The organism is uncultured Neisseria sp. (genome assembly GCF_951230505.1).
Taxonomy (GTDB): Bacteria; Pseudomonadota; Gammaproteobacteria; order Burkholderiales; family Neisseriaceae; genus Neisseria.
This window is the reverse complement of sequence record NZ_CATNVN010000034.1, coordinates 1-15,404: the sequence shown is the minus strand read 5'-3', so window position 1 is coordinate 15,404 and position 15,404 is coordinate 1. Positions and strand designations below refer to the sequence as shown.

Genomic DNA, 15,404 nt, shown 5'->3' with positions numbered 1-15,404 from the left:
AAACCGTCAGGACGCATCACGCCGTCAACAGGTTTGCCCATACCGTCGATGATGTTGCGCAACTGACGATCGTTCATATCAACCACGCGACGCCACAGCACGCGTTTCGGATCGATGTTCAACTCATTGCCTTGATAGATATGGTTGTCGAGCATGGCGGCGAGCAGGTTATTCGCCGCGCCGATGGCGTGGAAGTCGCCGGTGAAGTGCAGGTTGATGTCTTCCATCGGCAAAACTTGGGCATAGCCGCCGCCTGCCGCGCCGCCTTTAACACCAAACACCGGACCCAAAGAAGGCTCGCGCAGGGCGATAACCGAGTCTTTGCCGATATGGCGCAATGCGTCCGCCAAACCGATGGTTACAGTGGTTTTACCCTCACCCGCAGGAGTCGGATTAATGGCGGTAACCAAAATCAGACGGCCTTGTTTTTGCGGCAGCTTGAATGCCTCGGCAGGATTGATTTTGGCTTTGTAATGGCCATAGGGCTCGATGTTGTCAACGTTCAAACCCAGCTTGGCGGCAATTTCACCAATCGGGCGCATGGTGGAAGACTGGGCAATTTCAGCATCGGTTTTGAAGCTCATGATTTTCCTTTATTGAGAGAGGGAAAGGCCGTCTGAAACAATATAATAGAGACGGCTGGAAGAAAAAGAATATTAGTTCTATTATAGCGTTTTCCAAAGACAAACCGCAGTGAAAATTTCGATATTTCATCAACAAGCGGATTCATATTGTCAACAATTTGAAACAAAGGAATAAAACATGAGCAGCAACGCATGGCTGTTTTGGGCATTGGCATCGGCAGGCTTCGCCTCATTGACCGCCATTTTCGCCAAAATGGGTTTACAGGGCATAGATTCGGATTTCGCCACCTTTATCCGCACCTTGGTCATCCTCGCCGCTTTAGTATTGTTTTTAACCTACACCGGCAAATGGCAGGGTGTGAACGGCTTTACCGACCGCAACTGGATATTCCTCATCCTATCCGGCCTCGCTACCGGCGCCTCTTGGCTTGCCTACTTCAAAGCCCTGCAACTGGGCAACGCCTCACAAGTCGCACCCGTCGACAAATTCAGCCTGGTCTTGGTCGCCCTGATGGCCGTCGTTTTCTTAGACGAACGCCCAAGCACGCAGGAATGGATAGGCTTAGGTTTGGTAACCGCAGGCGTATTGACTTTAGCTTTGAAGCGATAAAGATTGGAAGATCAAAAAGGCCGTCTGAAAAATTTCAGACGGCCTTTGCTTTGCTTCAAACAATCAGCTCACAATTAATTTGAACCGACTTTGATTTTTTGCCACAAGTTGACAGACAGTTTTTTCGCATCTGCGCTCATTTGAGGCATGACGAAACCGTCTTTCATGTCTTGCTCGTTCGGGAAAATAGAACGTGTGTTCACCAGCTCGGCAGGCATTTTTTCGCGTGCAGGTTTGCTGGCCGGTGCGAAGGTTACGGCGATACCGTTTTTCGCAGCCACTTCGGGATCAAGTGTGTAGTTGATGTATTTGTGGGCATTGACGATGTTTTTCGCATCGGCCGGAATCAGCCAAGATTCGATCCAGAAGCCCATGCCTTTCGGCGTCAACACCTCAATGCCGACATTATTTTTCACTTCTTCAGAACGCGCTTTGGCCAAGTTCAAGTCGCCGCCATTACCTGCCGCCAAGCAGATGTCGCCGCGTGCCAATTCGTCAATGATGGAAGGGCTGAAACGTTTTACATCAGGACGGATAGACTTCAACACTTCCGCCGCCGCTTTCAAATCTTCAGGATTCGAGCCTTTAGGATCTTTACCCAAGTAGTTCAACAAGATTGGGAACATTTCGCTCGGTGTATCCCACAAAGCGATGCCGCAAGATTTCAGCTTGTTAGTGTATTCAGGTTTAAACAGCAAATCCCAGCCGTTTTCAGGCAATTTTCCACCCAAAAGCTCCTTGCCCTTCGCCGTAATCGCAATCGTATTCACACCTGAGAAGTATGGAACGGCGTATTGATTGCCCGGGTCGGCGGTTTCCAACATCTTCAGCAATTCAGGGTCGATGTTTTTGTAGTTCGGAATCAGATCCTTATTGATTTTTTGGTACGCACCTGCCTCAATTTGACGTGGCAGGAAGGCAATACCGGGTACAACCAAGTCATAGCCGGATTTACCGGTCAGCATTTTGGCTTCCAGCGTTTCGTTGTTTTCATACAAATCATAAGTCAGCTTCAAATTATTGGCTTTTTTGAAGTCTTCGACTGTACTTTCGTCAACGTAGTTTGACCAGTTGTAGATATTCAAAGTATCGGTAGCGGCTGCCTCGGCATTGGCAGCAGGCGTGCTGCCTGCTTGAGGTTGCTCGGCTTTTTTCTCGCCACCGCCGCACGCGGCCAAAGACAATGCGGCCAATACGGCTAATACAGATTTTTTCATACGGGCAGATTCCTGATGAAAGAGTGGTTAATGTCAATAAATAAGAAACCCTGCACCCCATAAACACCCCGGCGCAGAGTTAGGCTATTGTAATGGAAACGTAAGCAAACGAAAAGCAATATCCATCTGATTTTTATTGAAATAAGGCAAAGCAACATCATCTTTTTCCCAAAAGCGTTGCACCGGCTGTCGTTTTTGGGCAAAATACGGCTGATTTGCGCGCGTTTATAGAGAAAAAGCTTGCATACAAGGAAATCTGTCTTTAAAATTGCGCGTTTACAGAATTTATTTTTCAGGAGATATTCAATATGGCAAACAGCGCACAAGCCCGCAAACGTGCCCGCCAGTCGGTTAAACAACGCGCCCACAACGCCAGCCTGCGTACTGCATTCCGTACCGCTGTGAAAAAAGTGTTGAAAGCAGTTGAAGCCGGCGACAAAGCTGCTGCTCAAGCAGTTTACCAAGAATCCGTTAAAGTCATCGACCGTATCGCTGACAAAGGCGTATTCCACAAAAACAAAGCAGCCCGTCACAAAAGCCGTCTGTCTGCTAAAGTAAAAGCTTTGGCTTAATACTGACGCAGATGCCGAAAATCCTGACAACCAAAGCAGGATGAATCGAGCTGATACAATGCCCCTGAGGTCCTGCCTTTCAGGGGCATTGCCGTATTCACCGCCCAAACCGACTAAACAAAACCATTTACCCTTTCATCAGGCCGTCTGAAAAACAACGGAAACTCTCATGAACAAGATGTTGAAACATTCCCTAAGTATCGGATTCATTGTCGCCGCCCCACTGGCTGCCGCCGATACCGCCCTACACTGCACCACCATTCAAGACAACGCCACCCGTTTGGCGTGTTACGACAACATCTACTCGGCGCAATTCCCTCCTCAATCCCCACTGCCGCAAGCGCAAACCGAAACCGCCAAAACACCGGTTGACCTCGAAAAAAGCGTGCGCAAGAGCATTGAGAAAAAAGAAGCGGCCATCGTATTCGACAACCCTACCCATCCGAATATTTCAGACGACGTATTAAGCGAAACTACCGACAGCTACACGCCTTTAAGCCTGATGTACGATTTGGATAAAAACGACACACGCGGCCTATTGAGCGTACGCGAGCATAACCCTATGTACCTCATGCCCGTTTGGTACAACAGCAGCCCCAACTATTACCCGGAATCCCCCAGCCGCGGCGTAACCACACAGGAAAAATTCAGCGAGCAAAAACGTCTCGAAACTAAAATGCAGGTTTCCTTCAAAAGCAAGATTACCGAAGATTTATTCAAAACCCGTGCCGACGTATGGTTTGGCTACACCCAAAAATCCGACTGGCAAATCTTCAACCAAGGCCGCAAATCCGCTCCGTTCCGCAATACCGACTACGAGCCCGAAATCTTCATTACCCAACCCGTTAAAGCAGACCTGCCTTTCGGCGGCAAACTGCGCATGGTCGGCGCAGGTTTTGTTCACCAGTCCAACGGTCAAAGCCGCCCCGAATCACGCTCATGGAACCGAGTTTACGCCATGGCCGGCATGGAATGGGGCAAGCTGACCGTCATTCCTAGGGTTTGGATGCGCGCCTTCGACCAAAAAGGAGAAGACGACGATAATCCGGACATCAACAAATACATGGGTTACGGCGACTTAAAAGTCCAATACCGCTTCAATGACAAACAAAATGTTTATTCCGTCCTGCGTTACAATCCGAAAAGCGGACGCGGTGCCGTTGAAGCAGCCTATACTTTCCCCATCAAAGGCAAACTCAAAGGCGTTGTCCGCGGCTTCCACGGCTACGGCGAAAGCTTGATTGACTACAACCACAAACAAAACGGCATCGGCTTCGGCCTGATGTTCAACGACTGGGACGGCATCTAAATAACCCCATATTGTTTCAGACGGCCTTTGCAATCAAGGCGGCCGTCTGAAACAATAAAACAAAACAAGCCATTCGTTTAAAATACTCGTTTCCTAGCGTCCAAACGCGTATAATGCAAAGTTTGGGCAAAACTTGCCGGAATGAAACAAAGATGACAGAAGCCGCAGCCGAAAGCGGAAAAATCGCCAAGGCTTTAAAGAAATACCTGATTACAGGCGTGCTGGTTTGGTTGCCGATTGCCGTAACCATCTGGGCGATGAGCTACATCATCTCCGCCGCCGACAGACTGATCAACCTATTACCGGAAAGCTGGCAGCCCCAGCATTTCTGGGGGTTCAACATTCCCGGCTTGGGCATTGTTGCCGCCACAGTCGTCTTGTTCGTTACCGGCGTATTCGCCGCCAACGTATTGGGCAGACGGATTCTCGGCGCATGGGACAGCCTTTTAGGACGCATTCCCGTCGTTAAATCCATCTACTCCAGCGTTAAAAAAGTTTCCGAATCCCTGCTCTCCGACAGCAGCCGCTCGTTCAAAACCCCCGTACTGGTTCCCTTTCCGCAACCGGGCATTTGGACGATAGCCTTTGTTTCCGGCCATATCCCCACTAAACTCAAAGGCAGCCTGCCGCAAGACGACGACTATATTTCCGTTTACGTCCCAACCACGCCCAACCCGACCGGCGGCTATTACATCATGGTTAAAAAAAGCGACGTTCGCGAGCTGGACATGAGTGTGGATCAGGCATTGAAATATGTAATTTCACTGGGCATGGTGATGCCGGACGACTTACCGGTTAAAGCCCTACCCGCCCAAAAGCCGTCTGAAGACGGTGATACCGAACACAACAATTAAGGTCTTCTTTTTTTTCAGACGGCCTTTCCTTCTTTTCAAATTGAACAATATAAAAAGGTGATTTTATGCGTACCAACTATTGCGGCCTTATCAGCGAGCAATACTTAGACCAAACCGTTACCGTCAAAGGCTGGGTACACCGCCGACGCGACCACGGCGGTGTGATTTTTATCGACCTGCGCGACCGCGAAGGCATCGTTCAAGTCGTTATCGACCCTGATACTCCGGAAGCATTTGCCGCTGCCGACTCTTCCCGCAACGAATACGTTTTAAGCATTACCGGCCGCGTACGCAACCGTCCAGAAGGTACAACCAACGACAAAATGATTTCCGGCAAAATCGAAATCCTTGCCAAAGAAATCGAAGTCTTGAACGCTGCCGCTACGCCTCCGTTCCAAATCGACGATGAAAACATCAGCGAAAACGTTCGCCTGACCAACCGCGTTATCGACTTGCGCCGTCCCACCATGCAACGCAACCTGCGCCTGCGTTATCAAGTGGCCATGGGCGTTCGCCGCTACTTGGACGCGCAAGGCTTCATCGACATTGAAACACCGATGCTGACCCGCTCTACTCCGGAAGGCGCACGCGACTACCTCGTACCAAGCCGCGTTCATCCGGGCGAATTCTTCGCTCTGCCGCAATCTCCACAATTGTTCAAACAATTGCTGATGGTGGCCGGTTTCGACCGTTACTACCAAATTACCAAATGTTTCCGTGATGAAGACTTGCGTGCCGACCGCCAACCTGAATTCACTCAAATCGACTTGGAAACCTCGTTCCTGAACGAGGATGAAATCATGGACATCACCGAAGGCATGGCCAAACAAGTCTTCAAAGATGCTTTAAACGTAGATTTGGGCGACTTCCCACGCATGCCTTACTCTGAAGCCATGTTCTACTACGGCTCTGACAAACCGGATATGCGCATCAACTTGAAATTTACCGAGTTGACCGACCTGATGAAAACGGAAGAATTCAAAGTCTTCCGTGGCGCCGCCGACATGAAAGGCGGCCGCGTAGTTGCTCTGCGCGTACCGAACGGCGCGAAATTCAGCCGCAAAGAAATCGACGAATACACCAAATTTGTCGGCATCTACGGCGCAAAAGGTCTGGCATACATCAAAGTAAACGATGTCAGCAACCTTTCCAACGGCGAAGACAGCGGCCTGCAATCTCCAATCGTGAAATTCCTGTCCGAAAACGCCCTGAAAGAAATCATCGAGCGTACCGGCGCACAAAATGGCGATATTATCTTCTTCGGTGCAGACAAAACCAAAGTCGTGAACGAAGCCATCGGCGCATTGCGTATCAAAGTCGGCTTGGAACACGGCAAAGACAACGGCTACTTCGTAGACGAATGGAAACCTTTGTGGGTTGTCGATTTCCCAATGTTCGAATACGACGAAGAAGCCGACCGCTACGTTGCCGTACACCATCCGTTTACGGCGCCTAAAGAAGGCCATGAAGACCTGATGGTCTCCGACCCTGCAAACTGCCTGGCCCGTGCCTACGATATGGTATTGAACGGCTGGGAAATCGGCGGTGGCTCTATCCGTATCCACCGTGCAGACGTACAAGAGAAAGTGTTTGCCGCGCTGAAAATCAGCCCTGAAGAGCAACAAGAGAAATTCGGCTTCCTCTTGGACAACCTGAAATTCGGTGCGCCTCCTCACGGCGGCCTTGCATTCGGCCTCGACCGTCTGGTAACGCTGATGACCGGTGCCGAATCCATCCGCGATGTGATTGCCTTCCCGAAAACACAACGTGCACAATGTCTGCTGACCAATGCACCTAATGTGGTCGACGACAAACAACTTCGCGAATTGAGCCTGCGCCTGCGTCAGAAAGCAGTTGAAACGAAAGAAGCATAATTTATCGGCTTAACCTTTAAAATATCAAGGCCGTCTGAAATTTTTGAAATTTCTTTCAAACTTTTCAGACGGCCTTTCTGTATTTTAGTCGTTTATATATAATCAACTCATAAACTGTTTTATTTTAAACGTTCACTTTAATGACGTTAGAGTATAAAAAACAACCGTTTGTAAGAAAAACAAACAAATAAGCTCCACAAGCACTATCATGACTGTTACAACAATAAAGGAACCAAACAATGTTTCTGATACTGACGGGGCTGATACTGACTTTTTTTATTTTGTTGTTTATTATTACTTCAATTATTCACAAAAAACAGTTTGCCTATAACACACACCAAGACTATAACTATCCCTCCCTCCCCTCTACCGCGCATACTACCCTCAAAGGCGGCAGCCTGACTTTGCCCGCCACTATCAGTGGGCAAGATACCGTCATTGCCAAAATCCGCATCAAGTCCAACTGGATGGGACTGTTGTTCTTGCCTTTTGTCGAAACCATTTCATCCAAAGGCAAATGGAAGCAATATTTCGAATACGGCGCAAAAGGCGTGCGCTATATCAATCTGAGCGACACCTTCTCCGACAGCGACAAAACTGTCCGCTTGGAAGGCAAATACCTGTCCTTGCCCGACCAAGAAATCGAACTCTCTGTTTATCCACGTGAAAACCTAGACGGCAAAAAAATCCTTGTCCTCGCGCCTCATGCTGACGATGCCGAACTCAGCGCATACGGTTTGTACGAAAAACACGCGGCCAATTCAATGATCTGCACTTTAACCGCCAGCGAAGGCGGCAGCTTTCACTATGGCAATCTTTACAGCACATGCGACTGCGATACTCAGGCACAATATCTGCAAAAAGGCCGGATGCGCGTTTGGAACAGCCTGACCGTTCCCCTTTTGGCCGGCGTGCCGTCTGAAAACATCCTGCAACTGGGCTACTTCGACAGCACATTGACCGCCATGCGCCAAAATCCGGAAAAAGAGATTAAATCGACCAAAATCGATACAGCCGATGTCGATATTTTTCGCCGTGCCAATACCTCCTCATTGGCGAAGCACCTCAAACCCGGCTCGACTTGGACCAGCTTAGTGGATAACCTTGGCTATCTGATAGAAACGTTCCAGCCGGATATTATCGTATCGCCGTCCCCCAATATTGATGCGCATCCCGACCACCAACATACTGCGCTGGCCGCCATCGAAGCCCTACGCAAAATCGATTACCGCCGTGGCAATCTGTTTTTACACACCATACATTATCTGAGCGACGACTTCCCTATCGGCAAAGTAGGTTCCTCCCTCAGCCTGCCGCCATCCTCCGAGCAACCGTTTTACTTCCAAAGCATCTATTCCCATCCTTTGGATAAAGAAGAGCAAAACCGCAAACTCCTCGCCCTTGACGCCATGAACGACATCCGCCCTAATTCAGACGGCTATATGCGTTGGAGCACCATGATATTCAAAGGCCTAAACAAACTGCGACACCACGTCCTCCATCTCGACAAAGACTTGGTCAACCGCTTTGTCCGTAGCAACGAATTCTTCTATACCGTCCTCATCAGCGACTTGTACCAAGAAGATACGCTGAAACAAATCACTTATCAGGGCAAAGCCCAATAAACCAAAAGGCCGTCTGAAAAGATGTTTCAGACGGCCTTTATCACACCAAATCAAAACAATAAAATCACTGCATTACAAACGAAAAACACCAAGCCCAAATCCAAACGCGGCAACCCAAGTTATAATAAAACCCTTCCCATACGCCCCACATCATCATGCCGATTTACTTCATCGCCGATTTGCACCTGAGCGAATCCCATCCTCAGCTGACCGCACTCTTCCAAAAATTTATGCAAGAAAAAGCCGTCCACGCCCAAGCCGTATACATTCTTGGCGACCTTTTCGATTTTTGGATCGGCGATGACGAAAACAGCCCTTTGGTTCAAACCATCAAACAAACTATCCGCGGCCTGACCGAGCGCGGCATCGCCTGCTATTTTATCCATGGCAACCGCGACTTCCTCATCGGCAAAACCTTCGCCCGCGATACCGGCATGACCTTACTGCCCGAGTACGCTGTGATCGACCTGTTCGGCACACCCACCCTACTCTGTCACGGCGACACCCTTTGCACCGACGACCATTCTTATCAAAAATTCCGCCGTACCGTCCATCAAAAATGGCTGCAACGCCTGTTCCTGCTTTTGCCGCTCACACTCCGGCTAAACATCGCCACCAAAATCCGCAAGCAGAGTAAACAGGACAAACAACACAAAACCGCCGACATCATGGACGTCAATCCGGCCTTTACCCACGAAACCGTCCAACGCTTCCACACGCCCCTGCTCATCCACGGCCATACCCACCGCGAAAACATCCACCGCAACGCCGATTACACCCGTATCGTACTCGGCGACTGGCGCGACAATTACGCCTCCATTCTCGAAGTCGATGCCGAAGGTTACCGTTTTATCGCCTTATAAAACATCAGGCCGTCTGAAACCGGTTTCCCGATTGTTCAGACGGCCTGACTGACAAACATCCTCAAACCGTTTACGCAAACCAACCGCGTATCCGTTCCAAACCACCAAAGCGCACACACGCATCCGCATTCGCTTCAGTTTTCGGTTTCGCCCGATAAGCAATGCCGAATCCCGCCTCTCGTATCATCGGAATATCGTTCGCACCATCACCCATCGCCACCACCTGCCACGGAGCCAAACCCAGACGTTCACGGTATTCACGCAACAAATCCGTCTTAGCCTGCGCATCGATAATCCGCCCTTTCAGACGGCCTGTCAGCTTGCCGTTTTCCACTTCCAACACATTCGCAAAATAGAAATCCAAGCCCAAACGCCGTTGTAGGCGTTCCGTAAAGAACGTAAATCCGCCCGACACCAGCATAAACTTCACATCATTCCGTTTACACTCTTCCAACAAAAATTCCGCGCCCGGCGACAGCTGCAACACATTCTCGTACACTTCTTCCAACACGCACTCGTCCAAACCGGCCAGCAAAGCCACACGCTTGCGCAAAGACTGCTCAAAGTCCAGCTCGCCGCGCATCGACTGCTCCGTAATCGCTGCCACCTCATCCTTCAGTCCAACACCGGCCGCAATCTCATCCACACACTCAATCGTAATCAGCGTCGAATCCATATCGCTAATAATCAGTCCCAAATCAGCAAAAGCCACATCCGGCAACACCGCACCATCTATCTGCTGCGCAATCAACGCAGCCCGCATCTCGTCCGTCAATTCAAAATCATCATCAACCGGCAGACGCAATACCGACTTTCCTAATGGTGCAGACACCAAACCGCCAAACGCCGACCAGTCGCACGCGCCCAAATCCCCATGTTGCAACACCAAAACTTTCTTCATCTCATTCTCCTCATGCCCCAAAACCTTTGCAAACATATCGGGTACACATTCAGCCTAAAACCCCGAAACCGTATTTTTGCAAAAGCCTTAAAAAACCAAAACAGCATTATAGCCGAACAACCCCGGCAATTTTCAGACGGCCTGTAAACAATTCAGCAGAGCTACCAATACCAATCCCTGCATCAACTAACCAAGCAATTACTCAAAAATTTGATTTTAGGCAAGCCGACTAAAAATTTTTGCCAGTAACAGGCAACTTGTGTTAATTTTTCTTACAGTTTCGATATAGTTACTTATAGCTAGTTTGGCACTACTCCTTATATCTAGCTTTCATTGCATTACCACCTCCATTCGTTGCCAACGGCTCCCCTTCCGATGGCAACCTTTTTTTGGCCCGATGATTTAACAATATCAAAATTGAATTAAATAAATGATTTAGAAATTTATATTTAAAAACAAACCCTTCCTCATCTGCGTACACATTTCATGCCTTTCAGCTATTTTATCAATCAGTTTGAAGAAAGCCTCACTTTAACTCAACTCGGTTAGTCAGGAGATTTCAGCTTTCCCCCCCGACCGACTCAATCAATATGGCCATGTACACACACATCAGAGTAATGCTCAGAGTATGGCTGCTCCCAATCACTGATGCCTGCCGTTTTAATTGTCCTTAGCCTACCCTCTATTACCATCATCTCAAGATTCAATCCCTATCTGATAGTTCACTGAATTTGAATGAAAAATTATTTAAATGTAAAAATGTGCAAAACGCTTGCTTTCAATCCTAACAAGGGATATAGTACCAAGTAACTAGTTCTTATTGATGAGAGCTACTCCTTGGATACTTGCCTCCGGTCCTCCAACCCGGGGGCATTTTTTTACATTTTTATTTTGTATTCATATGGATAGGATAAAGACGAAACACCCACCACAAATCAACAGACAAATAAAACCGCAAACTGCGTTTTCCAAACGCTCAGGCCGTCTGAAACCCGCTCTCGAATATTATTCATGCCATATTTCAGACAGCCTGTTTAACCCTCTATTGCAAAGCTTGGCACAAGCACCTCTGACCGACGGCAATTAATTACTATATAATCAAACGCATCATCATCCCTACAAAGGAGCCACACCATGACCACAAAAATTAAAATTGGTATCGTCGGTGCAACCGGTTACACAGGCGTTGAATTGTTACGCCTGCTCAGCAGCCACCCCAACGCAGAAGTCACTGCCGTCACCAGCCGAAGCGAAGCCGGTATTGCGGTTGCCGACTACTTTCCCAGCCTGCGCGGCATTTACGACCTTGCATTCCAAACGCCCGAAGATGCCGGGCTTGACCGTTGCGACCTCGTGTTCTTCGCCACACCCAACGGCGTGGCCATGAAAGAAGCACCGTCCCTTGTCGAAAAAGGCGTACGCGTGATTGACCTGTCTGCCGACTTCCGCATCCGCGACATCTCAACATGGGAACAATGGTACAAAATGACCCATGCCGCGCCGCAACTCGTTTCCCAAGCAGTGTACGGTTTGTGCGAACTTCACAAAGACGACATCGCCAAAGCCATGCTGGTGGCCAATCCGGGCTGCTACCCCACCTGCGTTTCCCTGCCCTTATTGCCACTGCTTCAGGCTGGCCGTCTGAAAGCCAATGCGCCGCTGATTGCCGACTGTAAATCCGGTGTTTCCGGTGCAGGCCGCAAAGCCAGCACCCACGCCCTATTGTGCGAAGCAGGCGACAACTTCAAAGCCTACGGCGTCGGCGGCCACCGCCATCTGCCTGAAATCCGACAAACCCTGTCCGGGCTGCAAGACCATGTTTCAGACGGCCTGATTTTCGTGCCACACCTTGTTCCAATGATACGCGGTATGCACGCCACCCTGTATCTGCACCTGCAAGAACATACCGATCCTGAAGCCTTACTGCGCGAATACTACCGCGACAGTCCTTTTGTCGATATCCTGCCTTCAGGTTCGACACCTGAAACCCGCAGCGTGCGCGGCGCCAACCTTTGTCGTATCAGCGTTCAAAAAGCGCCCGAACAAGACGATGTGTGGATTGTTCTTTCCGTCATCGACAACTTGGTCAAAGGCGCAGCCGGTCAAGCCGTGCAGAATATGAACATCATGTTCGGCCTACCCGAAACCACCGGCCTGACTAATGCACCATTGATGCCTTAAGCCATCCTTATTAAAAACACAAGGCCGTCTGAAACTTTGATCGTTCAGACGGCCTTTATCAATTCATTCACAAACATTACTCATACACCACGCCGGCAAGCATTTCTTCTTCATTCAAGTTGCCGTACTGTTGCTCCCAATCGTGGGTAGCCTCCACCATATCGCATTCTTTGGCAAAAGCCAGCAGCCTGCCGTCCATCTGATCCAGACTCAAGCTGCCCAAGCGTTCGCATTCCGAAGCCGTCAGATTACCATCCGCCTCATGCGCCTCCGAAGATCCGAAAGGCAGAGCAAAAAAACCCAGTACCAACGCCAGCAGCACCCAAAAAGTATTTTTACGCGAACGAGTCATTTCACACCTCTCATCATAATCATATAGCAGGTTTAAATCAGAAAAACTAAACCAAATAAAATTAAACTAAGAAAAATCGAATAGAAAATTAGAAATATCGATTTATCTAAGACAAAACGAATAATACTAAGAAAAAATAGAATATGCAATACTTTTTCTTAGATGAAGTAATTTTTTTCTTACAATTTTATAAAAACTAAGGTAAAATACACTCAAATCGTCCAAACCATATAAAAAACATACCTCCATAAAGGCATAAACATGGATACCTTTAAAGACCGCCTGGCTTTCTTATGGAAAGATGAAGCCCGCCAAGCTAAAATCGCCGCCGACATCGATATGACTATCGCCGGATTCAGCCGTATCTGGAACGAAGGCGGCCTGCCGAAATCGGAAACGCTAAAAAAAATCAAACAACTTAAAGGCTGCAGCATAGACTGGCTTTTGACAGGCGAAGGTTCCCCCTTTCCCGATTCCGAAGCCCCAAAAGCCACGGCAACCGACACACTGGGTAATCCAGTCGATATAGACGAATTTGTCTTCGTACCGCGTTACGACATCCAAGCCGCGGCCGGACACGGCCAGCTCGTAGGCGATGAGCAACCCATGTTCGCCATGGCGTTCCGACGCTATTGGATTGAAAATTATGTGACACGAGACATCAAAAACCTTTCCGTTATCTCAGTCAAAGGCGACTCGATGGAAGGCGTGCTGAATGATGGCGATACCATCCTCATCAACCACGGCCAAACCACGCCGCGCGACGGCCTCTATGTTTTGCGCCTCAACGAAAACCTTTTGGTCAAACGCCTGCAACTGATACCCGGCGGCATCGTCAACGTCATTTCTGCCAACGAGGCCTACCCTACTTTTGAAATCGACTTGAAGAACCCAACCGACGATGTTGCCATCATCGGCCGTGTAGAATGGTTTGGCAGAAGCATCTAAATCTGACATACTGGTGCTTGAAATTTCTGCCATGCCCTCCATGTAAGCTGGCAGACCCTGTCTGCACAAACTTGCCTTGACTAACGGTTTGCGCGACAATAGTAAAAATATTCATATAAAAGGAATCACATCATGTCAGACGAAAGCCCTATTATCTTTACTGACAGCTGCTGCACCAAAGTTGCCGACCTGATCGCCGAAGAGAACAATCCCGATTTGAAATTGCGCGTATTCGTCAACGGCGGCGGTTGCTCCGGCTTCCAATATGGTTTTACCTTTGATGAAATCAAAAACGACGACGATTTTGAAATCCAGAAAAACGGCCTGACGTTCTTGGTCGACCCGATGAGCTACCAATATCTGGTTGGTGCGGAAATCGACTACACCGAAAGCCTGCAAGGCTCTCAATTCGTCATCCGCAATCCGAATGCCGAAACGACTTGCGGTTGCGGCTCGTCCTTCTCCGTATAAACAATCCGTTTCTTCATAAAAAACAGGCCGTCTGTATCTTCAGACGGCCTTTTGTGTGAATTTATTTTAAACAATATTGGATTTATCTTATAATAATAATATCGGGCGTGAATATTTACTCTACAATAGACATAACATTGGACATGCATATTGCCATATAAATAAAAAATCATTGTCCAGCCGATTAACGACACAAAGGCAAACCGTACTTGGTCTGCCTGAGACTGCAGCCTCTGTTCCGGCTCGTACCGCAAGCCAAAACAGCTCAAACACAATAACAAAACCTTAGGCTAAACCCATTTGGTTGACGCAGTCGAAATATTCATGGGATATCAATGAGCAAACAAGAAAAATTTTTCGACGTATACGTTTCCTATCCTCCGAACACGGATAGGGAGCGCATCCATGCCTGCCTGTATGACAACCTGCCTGAAAACGAAGTCGAGAGCCTGATTCAAGCCTTGGCCGAGCGTCCGCAAGCCATTGTGGCCGAAAAATGTACCCAAGACGAGCGCGAAAATGCGCAGCATTACTTCAGCTATTTGGGTTTGGACGTGATCGTCCGTCAGTCTATGGAATTGGAAGCGGTCGAAGAAGAACCCGTGTTGGCAGTCAACACTCCCGACCCTATCCAATGCCCCGTCTGCATGACGATTATTGACGAATTAGATGCACAGGAATGTAAAACCTGCCACTTTGATTTGACAGAAAAAAATGAGCTGGCCATCCAGCGCAAGCGCATTGAATGGCAGGAAAAAATCTCTTTCGAGCATAAAAAACAAACCGAAATTGCCCACAAGCTCAAATATGAACGCGAGCAGGAAGAGAAAAAACTGCGCAAAAAAATCCGTGCCGAATTAGAATCCCAACTACGCGAAGAGTTAGGCCAAAATCCAGAGCTGGCCGCGCTGGCAGCGAGTAAGAAAACACGGTTTCTACTTACGGTTGTCGTCGTATTCGCCGTTTTAAGCCTGCTTGCACTCGGCTATATCGCTGCAAAATTCTTCTAAACTGATTTCAAAACTTAAGGCCGTCTGAAAAAA

15 protein-coding genes are annotated in these 15,404 nt (G+C 48.6%); 11 read left to right on the top strand and 4 right to left on the bottom strand.

Translation table 11 applies throughout. From position 1 onward, the window contains the following. The coding region (locus tag Q1M25_RS03845; protein WP_300481971.1) for a formate--tetrahydrofolate ligase at positions 1–584 on the bottom strand (584 nt) is incomplete at its 3' end. A gap of 178 nt (positions 585–762) precedes the next feature. Here Q1M25_RS03845 and Q1M25_RS03840 point away from each other — a divergent pair. Next, on the top strand, positions 763–1,194 hold the full coding sequence (locus tag Q1M25_RS03840) for an EamA family transporter (protein WP_150536863.1): 432 nt from the start codon (positions 763–765) through the stop codon (positions 1,192–1,194). Positions 1,195–1,268: 74 nt separating this feature from the next. Here Q1M25_RS03840 and Q1M25_RS03835 read toward each other — a convergent pair whose 3' ends face one another. Further along, the gene (locus Q1M25_RS03835) at positions 1,269–2,411 is read right to left on the bottom strand and encodes an extracellular solute-binding protein (RefSeq protein ID WP_150536864.1); all 1,143 of its coding nucleotides are present in this window, start codon (positions 2,409–2,411) and stop codon (positions 1,269–1,271) included. Between the two features lie 308 nt (positions 2,412–2,719). Between Q1M25_RS03835 and rpsT the strand changes: the two genes are divergently transcribed. From rpsT to lpxH, 6 genes are all read left to right on the top strand, one after another. Beyond that, on the top strand, positions 2,720–2,983 hold the full coding sequence (gene rpsT / locus Q1M25_RS03830) for a 30S ribosomal protein S20 (protein WP_002212556.1): 264 nt from the start codon (positions 2,720–2,722) through the stop codon (positions 2,981–2,983). 169 nt (positions 2,984–3,152) lie between these two features. After that, on the top strand, positions 3,153–4,292 hold the full coding sequence (locus Q1M25_RS03825; RefSeq protein WP_300481935.1) for a phospholipase A: 1,140 nt from the start codon (positions 3,153–3,155) through the stop codon (positions 4,290–4,292). Between the two features lie 152 nt (positions 4,293–4,444). Next, positions 4,445–5,146: a DUF502 domain-containing protein gene (locus tag Q1M25_RS03820; RefSeq protein ID WP_300481932.1), complete on the top strand. Its 702-nt coding sequence runs from the start codon at positions 4,445–4,447 to the stop codon at positions 5,144–5,146. Positions 5,147–5,211: 65 nt separating this feature from the next. Further along, the gene (gene aspS, locus Q1M25_RS03815; RefSeq protein WP_150536867.1) at positions 5,212–7,020 is read left to right on the top strand and encodes an aspartate--tRNA ligase; all 1,809 of its coding nucleotides are present in this window, start codon (positions 5,212–5,214) and stop codon (positions 7,018–7,020) included. Positions 7,021–7,259: 239 nt separating this feature from the next. Further along, on the top strand, positions 7,260–8,645 hold the full coding sequence (locus Q1M25_RS03810; RefSeq protein ID WP_300481930.1) for a PIG-L family deacetylase: 1,386 nt from the start codon (positions 7,260–7,262) through the stop codon (positions 8,643–8,645). 155 nt (positions 8,646–8,800) lie between these two features. Continuing rightward, complete coding sequence (gene lpxH, locus Q1M25_RS03805) at positions 8,801–9,508, top strand: UDP-2,3-diacylglucosamine diphosphatase (protein ID WP_070625061.1); 708 nt, start codon at positions 8,801–8,803, stop codon at positions 9,506–9,508. Between the two features lie 70 nt (positions 9,509–9,578). Here lpxH and serB read toward each other — a convergent pair whose 3' ends face one another. Then, complete coding sequence (serB, locus tag Q1M25_RS03800; protein ID WP_150536870.1) at positions 9,579–10,409, bottom strand: phosphoserine phosphatase SerB; 831 nt, start codon at positions 10,407–10,409, stop codon at positions 9,579–9,581. A gap of 1,134 nt (positions 10,410–11,543) precedes the next feature. Here serB and argC point away from each other — a divergent pair. Then, positions 11,544–12,590, top strand: a complete 1,047-nt coding sequence (gene argC, locus Q1M25_RS03795; protein WP_004518832.1) for an N-acetyl-gamma-glutamyl-phosphate reductase — start codon at positions 11,544–11,546, stop codon at positions 12,588–12,590. Positions 12,591–12,666: 76 nt separating this feature from the next. Here the strand turns inward: argC and Q1M25_RS03790 are convergent, their stop codons facing one another. Next, positions 12,667–12,942, bottom strand: coding sequence for a hypothetical protein (locus tag Q1M25_RS03790; RefSeq protein ID WP_003680156.1), 276 nt, complete (start codon positions 12,940–12,942; stop codon positions 12,667–12,669). Positions 12,943–13,203: 261 nt separating this feature from the next. Here Q1M25_RS03790 and Q1M25_RS03785 point away from each other — a divergent pair, with 261 nt between their 5' ends. The 3 genes from Q1M25_RS03785 (at position 13,204) to Q1M25_RS03775 (ending at position 15,371) form a co-directional block, all read left to right on the top strand. Then, on the top strand, positions 13,204–13,890 hold the full coding sequence (locus Q1M25_RS03785) for a helix-turn-helix transcriptional regulator (RefSeq protein ID WP_003680158.1): 687 nt from the start codon (positions 13,204–13,206) through the stop codon (positions 13,888–13,890). Positions 13,891–14,022: 132 nt separating this feature from the next. Next, the gene (erpA, locus tag Q1M25_RS03780) at positions 14,023–14,361 is read left to right on the top strand and encodes an iron-sulfur cluster insertion protein ErpA (RefSeq protein WP_003680162.1); all 339 of its coding nucleotides are present in this window, start codon (positions 14,023–14,025) and stop codon (positions 14,359–14,361) included. Positions 14,362–14,696: 335 nt separating this feature from the next. After that, a complete protein-coding gene (locus tag Q1M25_RS03775; RefSeq protein WP_300481921.1) occupies positions 14,697–15,371 on the top strand; it encodes a hypothetical protein in 675 nt (224 codons plus the stop codon). The last annotated feature ends 33 nt before the right edge of the window (positions 15,372–15,404 follow it).

Bases quoted from the DNA above. Each gene is read 5' to 3' on its own strand.
- Q1M25_RS03775 (WP_300481921.1), top strand. From the start codon at position 14,697: ATGAGCAAACAAGAAAAATTTTTCGACGTATACGTTTCCTATCCTCCG.
- Q1M25_RS03790 (WP_003680156.1), bottom strand. From the start codon at position 12,942: ATGACTCGTTCGCGTAAAAATACTTTTTGGGTGCTGCTGGCGTTGGTA.
- Q1M25_RS03810 (WP_300481930.1), top strand. From the start codon at position 7,260: ATGTTTCTGATACTGACGGGGCTGATACTGACTTTTTTTATTTTGTTG.
- aspS (WP_150536867.1), top strand. From the start codon at position 5,212: ATGCGTACCAACTATTGCGGCCTTATCAGCGAGCAATACTTAGACCAA.
- Q1M25_RS03820 (WP_300481932.1), top strand. From the start codon at position 4,445: ATGACAGAAGCCGCAGCCGAAAGCGGAAAAATCGCCAAGGCTTTAAAG.
- lpxH (WP_070625061.1), top strand. From the start codon at position 8,801: ATGCCGATTTACTTCATCGCCGATTTGCACCTGAGCGAATCCCATCCT.
- Q1M25_RS03825 (WP_300481935.1), top strand. From the start codon at position 3,153: ATGAACAAGATGTTGAAACATTCCCTAAGTATCGGATTCATTGTCGCC.
- argC (WP_004518832.1), top strand. From the start codon at position 11,544: ATGACCACAAAAATTAAAATTGGTATCGTCGGTGCAACCGGTTACACA.
- Q1M25_RS03785 (WP_003680158.1), top strand. From the start codon at position 13,204: ATGGATACCTTTAAAGACCGCCTGGCTTTCTTATGGAAAGATGAAGCC.
- erpA (WP_003680162.1), top strand. From the start codon at position 14,023: ATGTCAGACGAAAGCCCTATTATCTTTACTGACAGCTGCTGCACCAAA.
- Q1M25_RS03835 (WP_150536864.1), bottom strand. From the start codon at position 2,411: ATGAAAAAATCTGTATTAGCCGTATTGGCCGCATTGTCTTTGGCCGCG.
- serB (WP_150536870.1), bottom strand. From the start codon at position 10,409: ATGAAGAAAGTTTTGGTGTTGCAACATGGGGATTTGGGCGCGTGCGAC.
- rpsT (WP_002212556.1), top strand. From the start codon at position 2,720: ATGGCAAACAGCGCACAAGCCCGCAAACGTGCCCGCCAGTCGGTTAAA.
- Q1M25_RS03840 (WP_150536863.1), top strand. From the start codon at position 763: ATGAGCAGCAACGCATGGCTGTTTTGGGCATTGGCATCGGCAGGCTTC.